This window comes from Streptomyces sp. NPDC085931 (genome assembly GCF_044540565.1).
Classification (GTDB): Bacteria; Actinomycetota; Actinomycetes; order Streptomycetales; family Streptomycetaceae; genus Streptomyces.
Genome location: NZ_JBITSK010000010.1, coordinates 128,849 through 145,455, shown reverse-complemented (window position 1 = coordinate 145,455; position 16,607 = coordinate 128,849). Strand labels below are relative to the sequence as shown.

The following is a 16,607-nucleotide window of genomic DNA, read 5'->3' as shown; positions in this document are numbered from 1 at the left end:
CCCGCGGTCCCTCGCGGGGTCCACCCCCACCCGGTCCCGTGGAACGACTGCCGCCCCCACCCCCCCCTGGATGTGGCCTACGGAAGTCCTCTGCTCCAAGTGTGAAGCTTTGGTGTAGGAGAGTTGAGCATAAGCGCCCCACCGGCCGCAATGGTCCGGACGTACTTATTCCGTTTGTGCAGGTTGACGAGTTGACGAGTTGAACGACCGCACAGGCGCACCCCTGAGGGCTCAGCCGCGCCCCACGTACGGCATCGCCGTGGCCAGCACGGTCGCGAACTGCACGTTCGCCTCCAGCGGCAGCTCCGCCATGTGCCGCACCGTGCGGGCCACGTCCGCCACGTCCATCACCGGTTCCGGGGCGACCACCCCGTTGGCCTGCAGGGCTCCCGTCCGCATCCCGGCCGTCATGTCGGTCGCCGCGTTGCCGATGTCGATCTGCCCCACGGCGATCCGGTACGGCCGCCCGTCCAGCGACAGCGACTTGGTCAGGCCGGTCAGGGCGTGCTTGGTCGCCGTGTAGGCCACCGAGTTCGGGCGCGGCGTGTGCGCGGAGATCGAGCCGTTGTTGATGATCCGCCCGCCCTGCGGGTCCTGCTCCTTCATCTGCTGGTACGCCGCCTGCGCGCACAGGAACGCCCCGTTGAGGTTGGTGTCCACCACGTGCCGCCAGGCGTCGTAGGGCAGTTCCTCGACGGGCACGCCGCCGGGCCCGAACGTGCCCGCGTTGTTGAACAGCAGATCCACCCGCCCGAACCGCCCGACGGTGGCGGCGAAGAGGGCGTCCACGTCCTCCGGCTGTGAGACGTCCGTCCGGACGACGAGGGCCGCGGCCTCCGGCACGAGGGCCGCCGTCTCCTCCAGCGTCCCGGCGCGCCGGCCCGCCAGCGCCACCGACCAGCCCGCGCGCAGCAGTTCCACCGCGACCGCCCGGCCGATGCCGGAGCCCGCGCCGGTCACCACCGCGATTCCGTTCTCCTTCGCGTCCATGGGCCCGCAGCGTACGGGAGGGTCCGCCATCCGGAACTCATCCGTCCGTCATGTGGGTGCGAGGTACGCGTCGACCAGGTGTCGTCCCCGGCCACTCCAATGCCCCCTGCAGCCATTCGCCAGGGGAGGACCGGATGACACCCGCAGCACACCCGTCCCAGCACGCCCCCGAACTCCGCGCCGCCGCGCGCCACATCGGCCGCCGCCGCTTCCTCACCACCACCGGCGCCGCCGCCGCGCTGGCCTTCTCGACCAACCTGCCCGCGCCCGGAGTCGCGGCCGCCGCCGAACTCGACGCCGGGCGCATCGCCGACGACCCCTTCACGCTGGGCGTCGCCTCCGGCGACCCCCAGCCGGACTCGGTGATCCTGTGGACCCGCCTCGCGCCCGTCCCGTTCCAGGCCGACGGCGGACTGCCCGCCGAACGCGTCACCGTGCACTGGGAGCTGGCCCACGACGAGCGGTTCCGCCGCGTCGCCCGGCGCGGCACCGCCACCGCGCACCCCGAGTTCCACCACACCGTCCACGTCGAGGTGGGCCACCTGGAGCCCGGCCGCGTCTACCACTACCGCTTCCGCACGGGCCGCTGGACCAGCCCCACCGGCCGCACCCGCACCGCCCCCGGCCCCGGCAGCCGCCCGGCGTCCCTCACCCTCGCCGCCGTCTCCTGCCAGGCCTACCACGACGGCTACTACACCCCCTACGCCCATCTCGCCGCCGAGGACGTCGACCTCGTCTTCCACCTCGGCGACTACCTCTACGAGTACGCCGTCGACGCGGTCGGCGGCCGGCGCCGGTACACCGACCGCACCCTGCCCGCCCTGTTCGACCGCGAGACGCTGACCCTGGAGGACTACCGGCTGCGCTACGCCCTCTACAAGTCCGACCCGGACCTGGCCGCCGCGCACGCCGCGCACCCCTTCGTCGTCACCTGGGACGACCACGAGACCGAGAACAACTACGCCGGCGACACCCCGGAGAACAGCGTCCCGCCGGAGGAGTTCCTGCTGCGCCGCGCCGCCGCCTACCGCGCCTACTGGGAGAACCAGCCCCTGCGCCGCCCGCAGCGCCCGGCCGGATCCGACATGCGGCTGTACCGCCGCCTGACCTGGGGCCGGCTCGCCCAGTTCGACGTCCTGGACACCCGCCAGTACCGCTCCGACCAGGCCTACGGCGACACGGCCCACGTGCCCGGCCCCGAGTCCGACGACCCGGCACGCACCATGACCGGCGCCACGCAGGAGCGGTGGCTGCTCGACGGCTGGCGCTCCTCACGGGCGCTGTGGAACGTCGTGCCGCAGCAGGTGCTGTTCGCCCGCCGGAACATGGACGCCACCACCCCGTCCCGGGTGTCGATGGACGCGTGGGACGGCTACAGCGCCTCCCGCCGCCGCGTCCTGGACGGCACGAAGGCCGCCGGCGTGGCGAACCTGATGGTGCTCAGCGGCGACGTGCACTCCGCGTACGCCTTCGACATCAAGGACGACTTCGACGACCCGGCCTCCGCCACGCTCGGCACGGAGATCGTGGCGACCTCGGTCTCCAGCGGCCGGGACGGCGCCGACAAGCCCGCGACCTGGGACACCTACATGTCCGCCAACCCGCACCTGAAGTTCTTCAACGGCCGGCGCGGCTACGTCACCGTCGAGCTCGGACGGCGGGCGGCGCGGGCCGACTTCCGGACCGTGCCGTACGTGACCCGGCAGGGGGCGCCGGTCACGACGGCCGCGTCCTTCGTGACGGAGGTGGGGGAGCAGGGGCTCAAGCCGGCGTGAGTTCCGTGGCGCGGCCCTCGCCGGGGGCCTCGCCCGGGCTCTCCCCGGGGTAGCGGACGCCGACGCGGTCGCGGATCGCGTCGAGCGTCCGCATCACCGCGAGCGTGCCGTCGAGCGGGACGAGCGGCGACTCGGTCTCGCCGGCGCGCACGGCCCGCATGACCTCCAGCGCCTCGTGGCGCATGCTGTTGCGCGGGCCGTCCGCCGGGTCGGCCGTGAACTCCTCGGCGTCACGGCCGTCCCGGTGCAGCACGAACCGCTCCGGGAAGAAGAAGCCGTGCGGAATGTCGATGCGGCCCGCGGAGCCGGTCACCGAGGCGGCGGTCGCCGTCCCGCCCACGATGGAGCAGTGCACCGAACCGAGAGCGCCGCTCTCCCAGGAGAGCACCGCTGCCGTCTGGAGATCGACGCCCTCGTCCGAGAGCACCGCTCGCGCCGCGATGTCCGACGGCTCCCCGAGCAGCAGCTGCGCGAACGACACCGGGTACACGCCCAGATCGAGCAGCGCGCCCCCGCCCAGCTCCGGGTTGCGCAGCCGGTGCGAGGGCGGGAACGGACCGGCCAGCCCGAAGTCCGCCTGCACACTGCGCACCTCGCCGATCGCCCCGTCGTCCACCAGCGCCTTCAGCCGCCGCACCAGCGGATTGCAGTACATCCACATCGCCTCCATCAGGAAGCGCCCGTGCTCCCGCGCCAGCGCCACGAGTTCCTCCGCCTCGCGCAGGTTCAGCGTGAACGGCTTCTCGCACAGCACGTGCCGCCCGGCCGCCAGACACAGCCCGGCGGCGGCCCGGTGCGCGGTGTGCGGCGTGGCGACGTAGACGACATCGATGTCCTCGTCCTGCGCGAGCGCGTTCCAGTCGCCGTAGGCGCGGGGTATCCCGAACCGCTCCGCGAACGCCTTCGCCGGTTCCGGCGACCGCGACGCCACCGCCACGACCTCCGCGTCCGGCAGGTCGATCAGGTCCGCGGTGAACGCGGCCGCGATCCCTCCGGTCGCCAGGATCCCCCACCGCACCGTGTCCACCGTCATTCCCGCCCGCCTCCGCCTCGTGACCCCTAGCAGTCCGTACGAGCTGAGAGCATAGGTGCCGATCGACTCGAAGAGGGAGGGACTCATGCCCGAGGGTGGGGCGTCCATATCGAAGACCGCGCAGGGGGCCGCGACCGGGACGGCGGCCCCCGGCCTCGCACCGCACCGCCGCACCGGGCTCCTGGTCACCTTCCTCCTCGGAAGCCTGACCGCCGTACCTCCCCTGGCGATGGACATGTACCTCCCGTCGCTGCCCGAGGTCACCCGCTCCCTGCACGCGCCCGCCGCGACCGTCCAGCTCACCCTCACCGCCTGCCTGGCCGGCATGGCCCTCGGGCAGCTCGTGGTCGGGCCGATGAGCGACCGCTGGGGGCGCCGCCGCCCGCTCCTGGCCGGGCTCGCCGTCTTCGTCGTCGCCACCGTCCTGTGCGCGCTCGCCCCCACCGTCGAGACCCTCGTCGCCTTCCGGCTGGCCCAGGGCCTCGCGGGCGCCGCCGCGATCGTCATCGCCCGGGCCGTCGTCCGCGACCTCTACGACGGCATGGCCATGGCCCGCTTCTTCTCCACCCTCATGCTGATCTCCGGGGTCGCCCCGGTCGTGGCGCCGCTGATCGGCGGGCAGGTGCTGCGCGTGACGGACTGGCGGGGCGTGTTCGCCGTCCTCACGGTCGTCGGCGTCCTCATCGGCGTCCTGGTCTGGACGAGGCTGCCCGAGACGCTGCCGCCCGCCGAACGGCACAGCGGCGGCGTCGGCGAGGCCCTGCGCGCGATGCGCACCCTGCTGGCCGACCGCTCCTTCACCGGCTACATGCTCACCGGCGGCTTCGCCTTCGCCGCCCTCTTCGCCTACATCTCCGCCTCCCCGTTCGTCGTCCAGGAGATTTACGGCGCCTCCCCGCAGACGTTCAGCCTGCTGTTCGGCGTCAACTCCGTCGGACTGGTCGTCGTCGGCCAGATCAACGGCAAGATCCTGGTCGGCCGGGTCAGCCTGGACCGGGTGCTGGGCGTCGGCCTGGCGGTCGTCATCACCGCCGCGACCGCGCTGCTGCTGATGTCCCTGGGCGTGTTCGGCGAGGTCGGGCTCGCGCCCGTGGCCGTCGCGCTGTTCGTGCTGATGTCGGCCATGGGCATCACCCTGCCCAACACGCAGGCGCTCGCCCTGATGCGCGTCCGGCACGCCGCGGGCTCCGCCTCCGCCCTGCTCGGCACGACCTCCTTCCTCATCGGGGCCGTCGCCTCCCCGCTGGTCGGCGTCGCCGGGGAGGACACCGCCCTCCCGATGGCCGTCGTCCAACTGGCCGCCGCCCTGGTGGCGCTGGCCTGCTTCATGGGAATGTGCCGACCCTGGAGGGCTCGCGCGAGCGCGGAGGGAGCGGACAGCTGAGCGCACCGAGACTGCGCGACGGCACGCCGGAACGGGCCGGACTCGACCCCGCGGAACTGCGCCGGCTCGTCCGGGAGGTCCACGTCCTGACCACCGGGCAGCGCCCCTGGGCACCGGGCGCGGTGCTGGTCGTGGGCCGCGGCCCGGTCATCGCCGTCGAGGAGGCCGCGGGCTGGGCCGTCCGCTACGCGGCCTACGACGAGGCCACCGACGCGGGCGTGGAACTGCCCCCCGGGGAGCGGGTCCCGATGACCGTCGGCACACCCTTCGACCTGGCGTCCCTCACCAAACTGTTCACCTCGGTCGCCGCCGTGCAGCAGATCGAGCGCGGCACGCTGGGCATCGACGCGAAGGCCGGCGCGTACCTGCCCGACTTCACCGCGGCGGCCCGGCACGGCATCACCGTCCGCCAGCTCCTCACCCACACGTCCGGCCTGCGGCCCGAACTCCCCCTGTACGACTGCGCCGACGACGCCGAGCGCCTCGCGGCACTGCGCTCGGAGGCCCCGGTCGGAGCGCCCGGCACGTACTGCTACTCCGACCTCAACATGCTCCTCCTCCAGCACGTCCTGGAACGCCTCACCGGCCGCACCCTCGACGTCCTGATCCACGACGGCATCACCCGGCCGCTGGGCATGACGGCGACGGCCTTCGGACCGTGCCCGGGCGCCGCGGCGACGGAGGACCAGCGCCGCCCCTGGGCCAAGGCGGACCGCGGCATGCTGCGGGGCGAGGTGCACGACGAGAACGCCTGGGCGCTCGGCGGAGTGGCGGGCCACGCGGGCCTGTTCTCCACCGGCCGGGACCTCGCGGTGTTCTGCCGCGCCCTCCTGGCCGGCGGCTCCTACGGCCCCGCCCGCATCCTCGGCCCCGACTTCGTGGAACTCCTCTTCACCCCGCCGGGCCTCGGCTTCACCCTCGACCAGCCCTGGTTCATGGGCGACCTCGCGGGCCGCGGCGCGGCGGGTCATACGGGCTTCACGGGCACGTCCCTGGTCCTCGACCCGGCGACGGACACGTTCCTGATCCTCCTCGCCAACACGGTCCACCCCCGCCGCCGCCGCCCCGACCACGCCCCGAGGTCAGCGGCGGCCTCACGGGTGGCGCGGGCCGTGCGGGGGAGATGAGGGCCGGCCGCTCCGGTCCCGCTCGCGCAGGGCGATCCGGGCCAGTTTCGTCAGCATCATGCCGTTGCGGACCGCGACGAGGTAGTCGACCGGGAGGCCGTGCATGCGGGTGCCCGGGCCGCGGAGGGGGTGCCAGTCGAGGGTGAGGAGGGTGTGCTCGCCCCAGGGGAGCAGCCGCATGGCGATGCGGGCCGCGCCGAACGGGTCGGCCTTCGCCTCCAGTTCCAGGCGGCGGCCCGGCTCGCAGATGCGGACCACGCAGGTGTCGTCCAGGGTGAGCGGGCCCGCGCCGACGCGGACCCGCAGCCGGGCGCCCACGTCCGGCCAGTGCGGGTCGGCGGCGAGGACCTGTCGCGTGCCGGTCACCCACTCCCCGTAGCGGTGGCCGTCCGACAGCAGGCGCCAGACCTCGGAGGGCGAGGTCAGGATCAGACGGCGGTTCCGGGCCATGGCCACGCTCCAGGCAGGTGTGCGTTCGGGGCGAGAGGTGGCTTCCAGGGTCACGCCGGGCGTCCCGCGGGCGCAGTCCGGCGGGGCCGGACGGGGGAGTCCGGCAGTGCCGGGACCCTCGTAGAATCGCCGGGTGAACGATCCCCTGACCCCGGCCGACTCCCTGCGCGCCTCCCTCGCCGGTCTGCTCGACGGGCTGCCGCCCCGGCAGGCCGCGCAGGCCGTGGAGCGGCTGATCAGCAACTACCGGGGGGCCACCCCGACCGACGCCCCGATCCTGCGGGACCGGGCCGACGTCGCCGCCTACGCCGCCTACCGGATGCCCGCGACCTTCGAGGCGGTGCGCTCGGCGCTGGAGGCGTTCGCCGGCGCCGCGCCCGGATGGGTGCCCGGATCGCACACCGACGTCGGCGGCGGCACGGGCGCCGGGGCCTGGGCCGTGAGCGCCACCTGGGCGGGGGAGCGGCCCGTCACCGTGCTCGACTGGGCCGAGCCGGCCCTCGCCCTCGGCCGGGAGATCGCCGCCGCCCGGCCGGCCCTGCGCGACGTCCGCTGGCAGCGCTCCCGGATCGGAGCGGCGCTCTCCCTGGAGAGCACTGATCTCGTCACCGTCTCCTACGTCCTCAACGAGTTGACCGCCCCCGACCGCACCGCCCTCGTCGACGCCGCCGCGGCCGCCGCCCGGGCCGTCGTGATCGTCGAACCGGGCACCCCCGACGGCTACGCCCGGGTCATCGAGGCCCGCGACCGCCTGATCGGCGCCGGCTTCCGGATCGCCGCCCCCTGCCCGCACAGCGCCGCCTGCCCCATCGCCCCGGGCACGGACTGGTGCCACTTCTCCGCCCGGGTGAGCCGCTCCTCCCTGCACCGCCAGGTCAAGGGCGGTTCCCTGGCCTACGAGGACGAGAAGTTCAGCTACGTCGCCGCCGCCCGCTTCCCCGTCGGACCGGCCCCCTCCCGAGTCGTGCGGCGCCCGCAGCTCCGCAAGGGCCAGGTCCTGCTGGACCTGTGCGAGACGGAGCCGTCCCTGCGCCGGGCCACGGTCACCAAACGCCACGGCGACCTCTACAAGGCGGCCCGGGACGCCGACTGGGGAGACCCCTGGCCGCCTACCGCCTCCGCCGGGTGAGTCGACGCGTCCCCGTCCAGCGCAGCAGCGCCTCCTCCGCCCACGCCCGGTCGGCCGCGGGCAGGTCCGCGAGGTCCACGCCGTGATGGCCGCCCGGCACCCACAGCACCCGTGAGTCCGCGCCCCCGGGGCGGAAGAACTCGGCGACCGACGGGTCCTGATCGCCGTAGACGAACAGCAGCCTGCTGCCGTGGCGGCGGACCCAGCGGTCGATGTCCGGCATGGCCGCGCCGTCGAAGGCCAGGGGGATCTCCGGGGGGACGAAGGTGCGCGCCGTGAGGGAGCCGGGGTGGCGCAGCAGGTCCGCCACATGGGCGGTGGGGATGTCGCCGTACCCGAGCTGGGTGCCGATCTGGTACCAGTACGGGACGTACCGCCGGGCCGCCGTGTCGGCGTACAGGGGCAGTCCCGCCCAGGAGTCCAGCCACGCGTACAGCTCGCCGGCCGTAGCCCGCGGGCCGGGGATCGCGGCGAGGTCGGCCGGTGCCGCGCGCTGCCAGAACATGAACAGCACGCGCAGCACGGCGACTTCGAAGGCCCGGTCGGCGCTGCCGACGAGGCGGAAGGTGTCGCCCGTGGCGGCCGCCCAGTCCTCGTAACGGGCCACCAGCTCCGCCCTGTGGAGCAGCATCCGGCGCTGGGCGGCCTTGACGGCCTCGCGGGCCGGAGCGGTGCCGACGGTCTCCAGGAAGCGCAGGTAGGCGGAGTCGTCGCGGTCGTCGACGTTGTGCGGAGCCGAGTAGACGACCGTGCCGTCCACGTCCCGGGGGTGGAACCGGCGGTGGTAGACGGTCGCCATGCCGCCCTTGCTGGCGCCGGTGGAGAGCCACGCGCCGGGGTAGAGCCGGCGGAGGAGACGGACGACGCGGTGGTGGTCGTCGGCGGCCTGGCGGATCGTGAGGTGGGTGCGGTCCGGCCGCCCGGCCGGGACCGAGGTGCCGAAGTGGCGGTGTTCCACCTGGAGTTGGTTCGCCCCGAGCAGCACCGCCGGTTCGGTGCGGCGCGGGGTGAGGACCGCGTGGTAGCCCGTGCTGAAGAGCACCGTCGGGGCGTCGAGGGCCGTGTGGAGCAGGGTGAGCCGCTGCTCGAAGGTGCCGGCGGCGGGGTCGGTGTGGTCGACCGGCTGGCGCAGGCCCAGGACGAAGTGCCGGTACCCGGGCTCGGCGTCCGGCCGTTCCTCGACCAGCCGCAGCCCGGGCAGTGCGCGCAGGGCGTCCGCGACATCCCCGTGCCCGCCGCGTCCATCGTGCCCGCCGCGTCCATCGCGCCCCCCGTGCCCACCGTGCCCGACGCGCCCCCCGTGCCTGTCGTGCCCGACGCGCCCCCCGTGCCCGCCGTGCCCGCCGCGCCCTCCGTACGCGGCCCGCGCCGGGCCCGCCGCCGAGGCGGTGAGGCCCGCCGTCGCGACGGCCGTCGTGAGCATCCTTCGTCTCGTCCACATGCGCATGGAGGTCCCTCCCGGGTGTCCGCGGTGCCGATGGCGGTCGCGCTGCCGCGACCGCCTCAGTACATCCGCCGGACGCCCCCGGGAGGATCCCGCCCGCGAGGGGCGCCCCTCCCCCGGGCGGGGGAGGCTCACGACGACGGCTCGGCCGTGTCGCCCTCCTGCCGTCGCTGCTGTCGCTTCTCCTGGAGCCTGCGCAGCAGTTCGCGCTTCTGGGCCTGCGGATCGAGCCCGCCGCCGACCCGGCCGCCCCGGCCGCCGCCCCGCAGGGCCTCGCGGCCGAGCGTCTTGCGCGCACCGCCGACCCCCAGCATGTTTCCGGCCGCACCTCGTGCCATGTCGGGCTCCTTCCTCACCACCAACGGAAACGAGACGGTTCGTCTCGCAATTTCCCTCCCACTGTCCGCGAGACGCTCCGTCTTGTCAACCTGGTAAATTCGACCCATGGCCGCCCAGAAGTCAGCCCAGCCCGCCCCCGGCAAGTCCGCCCCCGACTCCACCCGGCGCAGCGAGAGGTCCCGCCGCGCCATCTACGACGCCGCCCTCGCCCTCGTCGTCGAGGTCGGCTACCCGAAGACCACCATCGAGGGGATCGCCGCCCGCGCCGGCGTCGGCAAGCAGACCATCTACCGGTGGTGGTCCTCGAAGGCGGACGTGCTGATGGAGGCCTTCCTCGACCTGGCCGAACGTTCCCAGCGGGAGGCGGCGGCGGAACCGCTCTCGTACGAATTCCCGGACACCGGGGACGTCGCCGCCGACCTCAAGACCGTGCTGCGGGCCACGGTCGACGAGCTGCGCGACCCGCGGTTCGAGGCGCCGTCCCGCGCGCTGGCCGCCGAGGGCGTCGTCAACGAGCAGCTCGGACGCGAGCTGGTGGCCAAGCTGATGCAGCCCTCGCTCGACCTCTACATGGACCGGCTGCGCGCCGCCCAGGCCGCCGGGCAGGTCCGCGAGGGCCTCGACCTGCGCATCGCCCTGGAGTTCTTCATCTCCCCGCTCGCCCAGCGCTGGCTCCAGCACACCGGGCCGATCACCCACGAGTACACCGACACCCTCGTCGACTACGCCCTTCAGGGCCTGGCGCCCCGCTGAGCGGCCCGGGCGAGCCGCCCCGGCGCGTCCGTGATGACACCGTCGCAGCCCAGCGCCAGCACCCGGTCCCGCTGCGCGTCCGTCACCACCGTGTGCGCCCACACCCGCGGGATCCCCGACCGCACCGCCCGCAGCAGGTCCGCGTCGCGCGCCCGGTGGTCCACGTCCAGCAGGTCGACGAACGACCGCCAGCGCTCGGGGCGGTCCGTGCGCAGCTGCTCCGCCGAGCGCCACACCTGGGCGAGCAGGCCGAGGCGGTGCGCGCGCCGGGCCACCTCGGGGTCGTTGGAGTTCACGAACACCGAGCGGGTCAGGCCCCGGGCCCGGATCAGGGCGGCCAGCCGGTCCAGGGCCCGCGGGTCCTTCGCCTCCAGCATCAGCACGATCCGGCCGCCGAACCGGTCCAGCACCTCGGCGACCGTCGGCGGCCGCTCCGACCGCCAGCTCCCGGGCAGCCGGTCCTTCGGGCGCAGCCGCACACCCCGCCACTCCCCGGCGTCCAGACCGCGCACCGCGCCGCCCAGGTAGGTCGTCCGGTTCAGGGTCTCGTCGTGGAACACCACCGGCGTGCCGTCGCGCAGCAGCCGGGTGTCGAAGTCCAGCACCTGTGCCGTCCCGCGCGAATAGGCCGCCATCAGGCCCGTCATGCTGTTCTCCGGGACCTCGCGGGCGCCGCCGCGGTGGGCGACGTAGGTGACGCGGGGGAGCGCCGCCACGGTCAGCGGGCCCGAGCCCCACTCCAGCGGGGCCGGGGCGCGGCCGCCGGGGCCGGAGAGGGCGAGCGAGACCACGGACGCCGCAGTGGCCAGGGCCGTCAGCGCGATGCTTGTGACCATGGCGACCACGGTAGGGCGCCATGTCCTGGCATAGCCGTCAATGACACCCGATGGCGGTGCTGCGCCCCTTTTCGCGCCCTGGCATATGCCTCGCCCCGCCTGCGCCACTCGCCCCACCGGTCCGTGTCTCGCCCCACCGGTCCACGTCTCGGCCCCCATGCCCCGGATGTGGGCACTGGCCCCCCGGTGCGCGGCAAGATGGGACGATAGGGCATGCTGTTCCGCACGACGGCGAGGCGAGGGGATAGATGAGCGCGGAGTTCGGCGGCCGGACCGGCCTGCAGGGCAAACTCACCCAGTGGCTGCGCGCGGGGCGCCGGCCCAAGGAGACCGCCGGGGACGGCGGCCGTGAGGCCCTGCTGCTTGCCGCCGCCGGCGCGGGACTGCCCCTCGCGCCCGCCGCCCACCCGGCCGGGTACCGCTGCTCCTGCGACCGCGTCGGCTGTCCCACCCCCGCCCGGCACCCGGTGTCCTTCGCCTGGCAGACGCAGTCCACCACCGACCGCGGCCAGATCGAGCGCTGGGCCCGCCATCAGCCGCAGGCCAACTTCATCACCGCGACCGGCATGGTGCACGACGTCCTCGACGTGCCACTCGACGCCGGTCGCGTCGCGTTGGAGCGGCTGCTGACCGAGGGCGTCGAGGTCGGACCGGTCGCCGAGAGCGACGACGGGCGCATGCTCTTCTTCACGCTCACGCGCGGTACGCCCGAGGACGAGGACGAGTGGTGGCCGTGCGAGCTGGACTGCCACCCCGAGACGATGGACGAGCACCCCGGACTGCGCTGGCACTGCCGCGGCTCCTACGTCCTCGTGCCGCCGGCCCGGCTGCCCGGTGAGGACCAGGCGGTGCGCTGGGTGCGCGGGCCGGAGCACGCGCTGCCGGATCCGCTGAGCCTGCTGGAGGTGCTCACCGAGGTCTGCGCCCGCTACGCCGGTGAGGACACCGACCAGCGGGCGGCCTGGCCCCTGCGGCACTGAGCCCTTCGGGCCGCTACGAGCCCTCCGCCGACGTCAGGCCCTGGATCCTGCCCAGGATCGTCACCTTGCCGCGGCCCTCGGGAGCCAGCGCCACCTCGTTGGAGACGAACTCCATCAGGAGGGACTGCTTGATCTCGCCCTTGGTCAGGGCCAGCACGTCCTGGTTCGGGGCGGGGACCGTCGTGCCCGCCGCGGCCGTCTGCTTCTCGTAGTGGCGTGTGGTGAAGAACACCAGCGCCCCGCCGTCCGCCGTGCGCAGGGCCAGCGGCGCGTAGTCGCCGTTGGTCAGCGGCTCGTCGACGTACTGGGTGACCAGGCCCGGCTTCTTGGCGTTCTTCTGGCGCAGGGCGCGCCACTGCGTGGTGTGCGGGCCGTCCGCGAAGGCCGCGCCGCCGTTCTTCAGGTACGTGCTGTAGCTGCGGCTCAGTTCGTCCGGAGCGGCGGCCAGGCCGGCCGCGTTCGCGGGGACGGCCTCGGCCCAGCCGTCCGCGTCCTTCTTGAACTCCGGGACCTTCCCCGGGGCGACGAGCGTCAGATACGCCACCTGGAACGGGGCGTCGAGGCTGCCGCGGGTGAAGACGAGGAGCCAGCGGGCGGTGCCGCCCTTGTTGCCGGCCGCGTCGACGAGGAACCAGCGGGGCCAGCCGGCCTTCTTGGGGATGGTGAACTTCGCGTCCGTCAGCTTCAGGGGGGTGTGGTTCGGGTTGCCGCCCGGGTTGTTCGCCCGGCCGGCCTCCAGCCGGGCCGCGTCGATGTCGGCGAGGGCCCCGGTGGTGTGGTCGGCGTCCAGGGCCGGGTCGTAGGCCTTGTCGGCCGCGTTGTACGCGGTCGTGAACTGCCGGAGGGCCTCGGCGGCTTCGGCGCGGGTGGTGGACGGAAGGATCTCCCGTTCGCCGTGCACCACGACGCATCCGCCGGTCGTCAGCGACAAAGCGGTCACCGACGTTGCTATGAGGGCGCTCCGGGCGGGCCTGCGGAGCGTTCGAGGGTCGCGATCCCTGCTCATCGGGTTCCTTCACCTTCCCCTTTCCGGAGGCGAACCCTACCGGGTGCCTCCGGCGGTTACGGCGTCAGGCCCGGTCGCCCACCGGTTCCGTCCGCCGCGCCCTGGCCGGTGCGAGGAAGAGGGCCAGAGTGGGGACCAAGTACAGCAGCCAGACGGTGACTTGGAGGGTCGTCGGGTCCGGCTGGAAGTTGAGGACGCCCTTCAGCAGCGTGCCGTACCAGCTGTCCGGGGGGATCGTGCCGGAGACGTCGAAGGCCTTGTCGTTGAGGCCGGGCAGGAAGTCGGCCTCCTGCAGGTCGTGGAAGCCGTACGCCAGGACACCCGCCGCGACCACCACCAGCATGGCGCCGGTGTAGGTGAAGAACTTCGACAGGTCGATGCGCAGGGCGCCCCGGTAGAACAGCCAGCCCAGCAGGACGGCCGTGAGCAGGCCCAGGGCGACACCCACCAGGGGACGCGGCGTGCCGTCGCCGGCCGCGTGGACCGACGCCCAGACGAACAGGGCCGTCTCCAGTCCCTCCCGGCCGACCGCCAGGAACGCCGTGGCCACCAGCGCGCCCGTGCCCATCGCCAGGGCCGCGTCCAGCCTGCCGTGCAGCTCCGACCTCAGGTGCCGGGCCGTGCGGCGCATCCAGAACACCATCCACGTCACCAGGCAGACCGCGAGGATCGACAGCGAGCCGCCGAGCGCCTCCTGCGCCTGGAACGTCAGTTCCTGGGAGCCGAATTCGAGGGCGCAGCCGAAGCCGAGCGCGAGTGCCACGGCGACGCCGATGCCCGTCCAGATCGGCTTCAGCGCGTCCCTGCGGCCGGTCTTGACGAGGTAGGCGATGAGGATGCAGACGACCAGGCTCGCCTCCAGGCCCTCGCGCAGACCGATCAGGTAGTTGGAGAACACGGGCCTAGGCCTCCTCGGAGAACAGCGTCCGGCCCCACCAGTCGTCCTGGTCGCGGACGCCCGGCGGGATGGCGAAGAGCGCCGAACCGACGTGCTGGATGTACTCGTTGAGCGCGTCCGTGGCCAGGTTGCGCTGGATCGGGATGAACCCCGTGCGGACGTCGCGCTGGTAGGCCAGGAAGAACAGGCCCGCGTCCAGCCGGCCCAGGCCGTCCGTGCCGTCGGTGAAGGAGTAGCCGCGGCGCAGGATGGTCGCCCCGTGGTTGGAGTCGGGGTGCGCGAGCCGCACGTGCGCGTCGGGCTTCATCGCCTTCAAAAACGGCTCGTCCCGCTCCTTGGCCTTGCCCACCGGCGCGCCCTCGCCCTTGTCGCGGCCGAAGATGTCCTCCTGCTCCTGCAGCGAGGTGCGGTCCCAGGTCTCGATGTGCATGCGGATGCGGCGGGCGACCAGGTAGGAACCGCCCGTCATCCAGGCCGGGCCGTCCTTCTCGCCGACCCAGACGTGCTCGCGCAGGCGGGCCGTCTCGGTGCCCGCGATGTTGCGCGTGCCGTCCTTGAAGCCGAAGAGGTTGCGCGGGGTCTGCCCCTCGGGCGTCGTCGAGGACGTCTTGCCGAAGCCGAGCTGCGACCAGCGGATGACGACCTTGCCGAAGCCGATGCGGGCCAGGTTGCGGATGGCGTGCACGGCGACCTGCGGGTCGTCGGCGCAGGCCTGGACGCACAGGTCGCCCCCGCTGCGGGCCTTGTCCAGGTTGTCGCCCGCGAACTTGGGCAGGTCGACCAGGGCTTCGGGGCGGCGGTCGGCGAGGCCGAACCTCTCGAACAGGCTCGGGCCGAAGCCGATGGTCAGGGTCAGGCGGGAGGGCTTCAGGCCCAGCGCCTCGCCGGTGTCGTCCGGGGGTGCCTCGGCCAGGCCGCCGTAGGCGCCCTCGCCGACGGTCCGGCCGGCCGTCAGCCGCCGGGCCGCCTGCGTCCAGTCCTTGAGCAGCCGGACGAAGGCCGCGCGGTCCTCGGTGGTCACGTCGAACGCGGCGAAGTGCAGGCGGTCCTGGACCGGGGTGGCGATGCCCGCCTGGTGGGCGCCGTGGAACGGGACCGCCGCGTGGGCGGCGGGCGTGGCGGCGTCGTCGTCCGTGCGGGCGATCGCCACCGCGCCGCCCGCCGCGGCGGCGCCGAGCGCCAGGCCCGCGCCGCCCCAGCCGAGCAGCGCGCGCCGGGAGGGGGAGGGTGCGTCGGTGTCCGTCATGGTGGGGTCCCGGTCACTTCACGACGGCCGCGGCGAGCTTCGACAGCGGCTCCGCCAGCGCGTTGACCGCGTCCGACAGCTCCTTGCGGTCCGCCTTGCCGACCTTGTCGTAGGAGGTGAACTCGTAGGAGGCGGTGTTCGGGCGGTAGCGGTCGAGGAGCTTGTCCAGGGCGGCGAACTGCCGGTCCAGCTCGGTGACCAGGGCCGCGTCGTTCTCCCGGGCGACCGGCTTCAGCAGGTCGAACGACTGCTGCGCGCCCTCGACGTTGGCCTTGAAGTCGACCAGGTCGGTGTGCGAGTAGCGCTCCTCCTCGCCGGTGACCTTGCCGGTGGCGACCTCGTCGAGGAGTTCCTTGGCGCCGTTGGCCATGGAGGTGGGGGTGATCTCGGCCGTGCCGACGCGCTTCTGCCAGTCCTTCAGGTCCTTGACGAGCAGGCCGGCGAGTTCCTTCTCGCGGTCGCCGATCTTCCCGTCCTGCCAGAGCGCCTTCTCCAGGCGGTGCCAGCCCGTCCAGTCGGTGGCGGGGTCCTGCCCGTCCTCCAGGCCGTCCTCGCGGACGTCGACCTTGGGGTCGATGTCCCCGAAGGACTCGGCGACGGGCTCGGTGCGCTCCCAGCCGATGCGGGAGGGCGCGTACGCCTTCTTCGCCGCCTGGACGTCGCCGTCCCGCACCGCAGCGGCGAAGGCCTCCGCCTTCGGCAGCGTCTCGTCGGCCTGCCGCTGCACGTAGGCGCGGTAGGCGGCCACCGCCTTGTCCAGACGCGGGTCGCGCTCCGCCGTGCGGCCGCCGGTGGCCTTGACGGCCTGGCGGATGCCCTTGCCCTTCATGCCCGGCTTGCAGGCGATCTGGTAGTCGCCCGCCTTCACCTCGGCGGTGACGCGCTGCTTGGTGCCGGGGCCTATGTTCTCCCGCTCGGTGACGACGCGGTCGTCGGGGAAGAGGACGTAGACCTCGGTGACCTTGGAGCCCTTGTTCTCGACGGCGAGTTCGACGTGCCCGGCCGGGAACTGCTTCTTCGACACCTCGCACTTGTCGTCCGTGGCCGTCACCTTGATCACGTGGTCGCCGTCCTCGGCACCGCCCTTCTCGGTGCAGCCGGTGACGGCGGTCAGGACCGCCGCGGCGGCGATGACGACGGAGGCTGGTCTGACGGGTCGCATCTGGGCTCCAAAACAGGAAGGTGAGGCTCACCTAAGCCAGATAAGAATGACGTAA

The 16,607-nt window shown here is 73.6% G+C and carries 15 protein-coding genes and 1 pseudogene; 6 read left to right on the top strand and 10 right to left on the bottom strand.

What is annotated here, in order from left to right; translation table 11 throughout:
• Positions 1-231: 231 nt before the first annotated feature.
• On the bottom strand, positions 232-990 hold the full coding sequence (locus ACIGAN_RS22420) for an SDR family oxidoreductase (protein WP_399859873.1): 759 nt from the start codon (positions 988-990) through the stop codon (positions 232-234).
• A 134-nt stretch (positions 991-1,124) separates the two neighbouring features.
• Here ACIGAN_RS22420 and ACIGAN_RS22415 point away from each other — a divergent pair, with 134 nt between their 5' ends.
• Positions 1,125-2,765, top strand: a complete 1,641-nt coding sequence (locus ACIGAN_RS22415) for an alkaline phosphatase D family protein (RefSeq protein ID WP_399859870.1) — start codon at positions 1,125-1,127, stop codon at positions 2,763-2,765.
• Here the strand turns inward: ACIGAN_RS22415 and ACIGAN_RS22410 are convergent.
• The gene (locus ACIGAN_RS22410; RefSeq protein ID WP_399859868.1) at positions 2,752-3,798 is read right to left on the bottom strand and encodes a Gfo/Idh/MocA family protein; all 1,047 of its coding nucleotides are present in this window, start codon (positions 3,796-3,798) and stop codon (positions 2,752-2,754) included. The two genes, ACIGAN_RS22415 and ACIGAN_RS22410, sit on opposite strands and share 14 nt — an antisense overlap.
• Before the next feature lie 85 nt (positions 3,799-3,883).
• On the opposite strand from ACIGAN_RS22410, the gene ACIGAN_RS22405 reads away from it, so the two are divergent.
• Together ACIGAN_RS22405 and ACIGAN_RS22400 are read left to right on the top strand one after the other, a co-directional pair.
• Positions 3,884-5,182 (top strand): multidrug effflux MFS transporter, encoded by a 1,299-nt coding sequence (locus ACIGAN_RS22405; RefSeq protein ID WP_399859865.1) that lies wholly within the window; start codon positions 3,884-3,886, stop codon positions 5,180-5,182.
• Complete coding sequence (locus ACIGAN_RS22400) at positions 5,134-6,309, top strand: serine hydrolase domain-containing protein (RefSeq protein WP_399859863.1); 1,176 nt, start codon at positions 5,134-5,136, stop codon at positions 6,307-6,309. Before ACIGAN_RS22405 ends, ACIGAN_RS22400 begins: the two co-directional genes overlap by 49 nt.
• Here the strand turns inward: ACIGAN_RS22400 and ACIGAN_RS22395 are convergent.
• Positions 6,277-6,759 carry an SRPBCC family protein gene (locus ACIGAN_RS22395; protein WP_399859860.1) on the bottom strand — a complete coding sequence of 161 codons (483 nt, stop codon included), beginning with the start codon at positions 6,757-6,759 and terminating at the stop codon, positions 6,277-6,279. The genes ACIGAN_RS22400 and ACIGAN_RS22395 overlap by 33 nt on opposite strands.
• Positions 6,760-6,892: 133 nt before the next feature.
• On the opposite strand from ACIGAN_RS22395, the gene ACIGAN_RS22390 reads away from it, so the two are divergent.
• A complete protein-coding gene (locus ACIGAN_RS22390) occupies positions 6,893-7,888 on the top strand; it encodes a small ribosomal subunit Rsm22 family protein (protein ID WP_399859858.1) in 996 nt (331 codons plus the stop codon).
• Here ACIGAN_RS22390 and ACIGAN_RS22385 read toward each other — a convergent pair.
• Together ACIGAN_RS22385 and ACIGAN_RS22380 are read right to left on the bottom strand one after the other, a co-directional pair.
• Complete coding sequence (locus ACIGAN_RS22385) at positions 7,869-9,329, bottom strand: S28 family serine protease (RefSeq protein WP_399859855.1); 1,461 nt, start codon at positions 9,327-9,329, stop codon at positions 7,869-7,871. The genes ACIGAN_RS22390 and ACIGAN_RS22385 overlap by 20 nt on opposite strands.
• A 134-nt stretch (positions 9,330-9,463) precedes the next feature.
• Entirely contained in the window at positions 9,464-9,670 is a 207-nt protein-coding gene (locus tag ACIGAN_RS22380) for a DUF6243 family protein (protein WP_365086914.1), read from the bottom strand.
• Between the two features lie 106 nt (positions 9,671-9,776).
• Between ACIGAN_RS22380 and ACIGAN_RS22375 the strand changes: the two genes are divergently transcribed.
• Entirely contained in the window at positions 9,777-10,424 is a 648-nt protein-coding gene (locus ACIGAN_RS22375) for a TetR/AcrR family transcriptional regulator (RefSeq protein ID WP_399859852.1), read from the top strand.
• Here ACIGAN_RS22375 and ACIGAN_RS22370 read toward each other — a convergent pair.
• On the bottom strand, positions 10,403-11,260 hold the full coding sequence (locus ACIGAN_RS22370; RefSeq protein ID WP_365086908.1) for a glycerophosphodiester phosphodiesterase: 858 nt from the start codon (positions 11,258-11,260) through the stop codon (positions 10,403-10,405). The genes ACIGAN_RS22375 and ACIGAN_RS22370 overlap by 22 nt on opposite strands.
• Positions 11,261-11,508: 248 nt before the next feature.
• On the opposite strand from ACIGAN_RS22370, the gene ACIGAN_RS22365 reads away from it, so the two are divergent.
• On the top strand, positions 11,509-12,240 hold the full coding sequence (locus tag ACIGAN_RS22365; protein WP_365086905.1) for a bifunctional DNA primase/polymerase: 732 nt from the start codon (positions 11,509-11,511) through the stop codon (positions 12,238-12,240).
• 13 nt (positions 12,241-12,253) lie between these two features.
• Here the strand turns inward: ACIGAN_RS22365 and ACIGAN_RS22360 are convergent, their stop codons facing one another.
• From ACIGAN_RS22360 to efeO, 4 genes and pseudogenes are all read right to left on the bottom strand, one after another.
• On the bottom strand, positions 12,254-13,246 hold the full coding sequence (locus tag ACIGAN_RS22360; protein WP_365737741.1) for a hypothetical protein: 993 nt from the start codon (positions 13,244-13,246) through the stop codon (positions 12,254-12,256).
• Positions 13,209-14,144: pseudogene (efeU, locus tag ACIGAN_RS22355) on the bottom strand (iron uptake transporter permease EfeU); the annotation flags it as partial. The gene ACIGAN_RS22360 and the pseudogene efeU, both read right to left, overlap by 38 nt.
• 4 nt (positions 14,145-14,148) lie before the next feature.
• Positions 14,149-15,390, bottom strand: coding sequence for an iron uptake transporter deferrochelatase/peroxidase subunit (gene efeB / locus ACIGAN_RS22350; RefSeq protein WP_399859848.1), 1,242 nt, complete (start codon positions 15,388-15,390; stop codon positions 14,149-14,151).
• A 13-nt stretch (positions 15,391-15,403) separates the two neighbouring features.
• Entirely contained in the window at positions 15,404-16,552 is a 1,149-nt protein-coding gene (gene efeO, locus ACIGAN_RS22345; protein ID WP_399859845.1) for an iron uptake system protein EfeO, read from the bottom strand.
• Between the last annotated feature and the right edge of the window lie 55 nt (positions 16,553-16,607).